The 4,142-nt window shown below is 63.6% G+C and carries 3 protein-coding genes and 1 pseudogene; all 4 read left to right on the plus strand.

All coding sequences use genetic code 11. From position 1 onward, the window contains the following. Nucleotides 1-193 (plus strand): annotated as a pseudogene (locus DIC66_RS23190) (xylulokinase); the annotation flags it as partial. A 91-nt stretch (nt 194-284) separates the two neighbouring features. Next, the gene (gene xylA / locus DIC66_RS22585; RefSeq protein WP_117180438.1) at nt 285-1,598 is read left to right on the plus strand and encodes a xylose isomerase; all 1,314 of its coding nucleotides are present in this window, start codon (nt 285-287) and stop codon (nt 1,596-1,598) included. 15 nt (nt 1,599-1,613) lie between these two features. After that, a complete protein-coding gene (locus DIC66_RS22590; protein WP_117180439.1) occupies nt 1,614-2,612 on the plus strand; it encodes a Gfo/Idh/MocA family protein in 999 nt (332 codons plus the stop codon). 23 nt (nt 2,613-2,635) lie between these two features. Beyond that, the coding region (locus DIC66_RS22595; protein WP_147321403.1) for a CRTAC1 family protein at nt 2,636-4,142 on the plus strand (1,507 nt) is incomplete at its 3' end.

Below are 4,142 nucleotides of genomic sequence, written 5' to 3' on the forward strand. Positions count from 1 at the left end.
CGAGTCCGCCGCGGGTGGCGCGCTCGGCGCTGCGCGCCTGGGTTGGCTGGCCACCGGCGCCGCAATCGAGACCGTCTGCACCCAGCCCGCCATCACCCAAAGCTACCGGCCCGATGCCGCCGAGCAGGCCGTATTGGCACCGCGCTACGCGAAATTCCAGGCCCTCTACCCCGTACTCAAAACACTGCAGTAAAGCCTGGCCACAAGGCCCAGGCAGACGGCAGTCCCCACGCTACTCCCCACGCCACTTCTTACCAATCCATCACTCAACCCAAGCCATCCACATGACCAGCTACTTCAACACCATCGCCCCCATCGCCTTTGAAGGCCCGGACTCCAAAAACCCGCTGTCCTTCAAGTGGTACGACAAGAACCGCGTCGTGGCCGGCAAGACCATGGCCGAGCACCTGCGCTTTGCGGCCTGCTACTGGCACAGCTTCTGCTGGGACGGCCGCGACCCCTTCGGCGGCGACACCTTCGAGCGCCCCTGGCACCACATGGCCGACCCCATGGCCGCAGCCAAGGCCAAGGCCGATGCCGCCTTTGAATTCTTCGCCAAGCTGGGCGCTCCCTACTACTGCTTCCACGACCGCGATGTGGCCCCTGAAGGCAACACCCCGCGCGAGAGCGTGGCCAACTTCCATGCGATGGTGGATGTGCTGGCGAAGAAGCAACAGGACACCGGCATGAAGCTCTTGTGGGGCACGGCCAATCTGTTCAGTCACCGCCGCTTCATGTCGGGTGCTTCCACCAACCCCAACCCCGAAATCTTTGCCCTGGGCGCGCTGCAGGTGAAGGAAGCCATGGACGCCACCCTCAAACTGGGCGGAGAGAACTACGTGCTCTGGGGCGGCCGTGAAGGCTACGAAACCCTGCTCAACACCCGCATGGGCCAGGAGCTCGACCAGATGGGCCGCTTCCTGAACATGGTGGTGGACTACAAGCACAAGATCGGTTTCAAGGGCACCATCCTGATCGAACCCAAGCCGCGCGAGCCTTCCAAGCACCAGTACGATTTCGATACCGCCACCGTCTTTGGCTTTCTGCAAAAGCACGGCCTGGAAAAAGAAATCAAGGTCAACATCGAAGCCAACCACGCCACCCTGGCCGGCCACAGCTTCGAGCATGAAATCGCCACCGCCATCGACCTGGGCCTGTTTGGTTCCATCGATATGAACCGCGGCGACATGCAGTGCCAGTGGGACACCGACCAGTTCCCCAACAACATCCCCGAGACCGCGCTGGCCATGTACCTGATCCTCAAGGGCGGCGGCTTCACCACCGGTGGCCTGAACTTCGACAGCAAGGTGCGCCGCCAGTCGATCGACCCGGAAGACATGTTCCTGGGCCACATCGGCGGCATGGACACGGCGGCCCGCTCGCTGGTGATCGCAGACGCCATGATCACCGACGGCCGCTTTGCCCAGATCACCGAAGACCGCTATGCCGGCTGGAACAGCGACTTCGGCCGCGATGTGCTGGCCGGCAAGCTGGGCCTGGACGCCGTGGCTGCGCGCGTACTGGAGCACAACACCGATACCCGCCCAGTCTCGGGCCGCCAGGAAGGCATCGAGAACCTGCTCAACTCCTTCATCTAAAGCCAAGCCCGCACCATGAAAAAAGTCGTTTGGGGCGTGCTGAGCACGGCCAAGATCGGTTGGGAAAAAGTCATGCCCGCCATGCTCAAGAGCGCGCATTGCGAGATCCGCGCGATTGCCTCGCGCAACCTCGAAAAGGGCCGCGCACTGGCAGACCAGTTCGGCATTCCCAAAGCCTACGGCAGCTACGCCGAGCTGCTGGCCGATCCGGAGATCGAGGCCATCTACAACCCGCTGCCCAACCACGAGCATGTGCCCCTGACCCTGGCCGCCGCGCGTGCGGGCAAGCACGTGCTGTGCGAGAAGCCGGTAGCGCTCACCGCCAAGGAAGCCGAACAGCTGCGCGAAGTGGCTGACAAGGTCCACATCATGGAAGCCTTCATGGTGCGCTTCCATCCGCAGTGGCTCTCGGTGCGCGAGCGGGTGCGGGCGGGTGAGCTGGGCGACGTGCGCTCCATCCACACCTACTTCTCGTACTTCAACAACGACGCCGGCAACATCCGCAACATGGCCGACATCGGTGGTGGTGCGCTCTACGACATCGGCTGCTATCCCATCGTCACTGCACGCTTCCTGTTTGGCTGTGAACCGAAGCGCGTGATCGCCCTGGTGGACCGCGATCCGCAGTTCCAGACCGACCGCATGGTCAGCGCCCTGCTGGACTTTGGTGGTGGCCGCCGTCTGGACTTCACGGTGTCCACCCAGAGCGTGCCGTACCAGCGCGTGCAGGTATGTGGCACGGACAAGCGCATTGAAATCGAGATCCCCTTCAACGCGCCCCTGGGCGGCAGCACCAAGGTGCACACCGATGACGGCAAGCGCCTGGACGGCGGCTCCACGAGTTCGGAAGTCATCCCGGCCTGCGATATGTACACGCTGGAGATAGATGCCTTCTCGCAGGCCGTGCGTGGCGAGATTCCGCTGCCCTACGGTGTGGAAGACGCCATCCTCAACATGCGTGTGATCGATGCCCTGTTTGCGTCCGAGAAGACCGGCGCCTGGGTGAACGTATAAACCCTGTTACCGCAAAGCACTCCATGCGCAAACAAATCACGCTTCTGGCTGCCGCCGTCTTCGCGCTGCAAACCGTGGGTGCGGCAGACGCACCCCCCTCCACACGGCCCGTCCCCCGCTTCATCGAAGAGACCGACACGGCTGGCCTGCAAAGTCGCTTTGAAGGCCAAGACGAGTTCATGGTGGGCGGCGGTGTGGCGGTGTTTGACTGCGACAGCGACGGCCTGCCCGAGGTCTACATCACCGGCGGTGTGAACAAGGCCAAGTTCTACCGCAACAAGAGCGCGCGCGGTGGTGCCCTCAAGCTGCAGGAACAGCGCAGCGGCCTGGAGCTCACCAATGCCACGGGTGCTTACCCCATCGACATCGATGGCGACGGCAACGCCGACCTGGTGGTGCTGCGCGTGGGTGAGGTCGAAGTCTTCCGGGGCTTGGGCCAATGCAAGTTCGAGCGCGCCAATGCCCAATGGAACATCCCGGCCAGCAACGACTGGCACACGGCTTTTTCTGCCACCTGGGAGAAGGGCAGCAGCATGCCCACCCTGGCCATCGGCAGCTACTACGACCGCAGCCGCCCGGACTTCCCCTGGGGCACCTGCACCCCGGCCATGCTCTTGCGCCCGGATGCCAGTGGCAAGCGCTACGCCGCACCCGAATTGCTACAGCCCAGCTACTGTGCGCTCTCGATGCTGTTCTCGGACTGGAACCGTTCGGGCGAAGCCAGCCTGCGCGTGGCCAATGACCGCGAGTACTACAAGGGCGGGCAGGAGCAGCTCTGGAAAGTTGCACCGGGACTGCCCGCCAAACAGTACACCGAAGCCGACGGCTGGAAGCGCCTGCAGGTCTGGGGCATGGGCATTGCCAGCCATGACATCGATGGCGATGGCTACCCTGAGGTGTTCATCACCAGCATGGCCGACAACAAGTTCCAGAAATTGCAGGGTGATGCCAAGAACCCCAGCTACATCGACCAGGCCTACAAGCGCGGCATCACCGCGCACCGGCCCTATGTGGGCGGTGACATCCACCCCAGCACCGCCTGGCATGCGCAGTTTGCCGATGTGAACAACGATGGGCTGAGTGATCTCTTTATTGTCAAGGGCAATGTCTCCACCATGCCGGACTTCGCCATCCTGGACCCCAACGACTTGCTGCTGGGCGAGGCCGATGGCCACTTCACCCAGGTCGGCCAGCAGGCCGGTGTGGCCAGCTTCCGGCGGGGCCGCGGCGGCATGCTGGCCGACCTGAATGGCGACGGCCTGCTGGACATGGTGGTGGTCAACCGCCTGGACAAGGCGCAACTCTGGCGCAACCTGGGGGCAGGCACGGCCGACAAGCCACAAGCGATGGGCCACTGGCTGCAACTGCGTTTGCAACAGGCAGGTGGCAACCGCGATGCCGTGGGTGCCTGGGTGGAGGTGGACCTGGGCGGAAAAATCATCCGTGAAGAGCTCACCATCGGCGGGGGACACGCCAGCGGCCACTTGGGCTGGATGCACTTCGGCCTGGGCGAGAGCCGGGACGCCAAAG

Origin of the sequence: Rhodoferax lacus (genome assembly GCF_003415675.1) — a bacterium.
GTDB lineage: Bacteria > Pseudomonadota > Gammaproteobacteria > Burkholderiales > Burkholderiaceae_C > Allorhodoferax > Allorhodoferax lacus.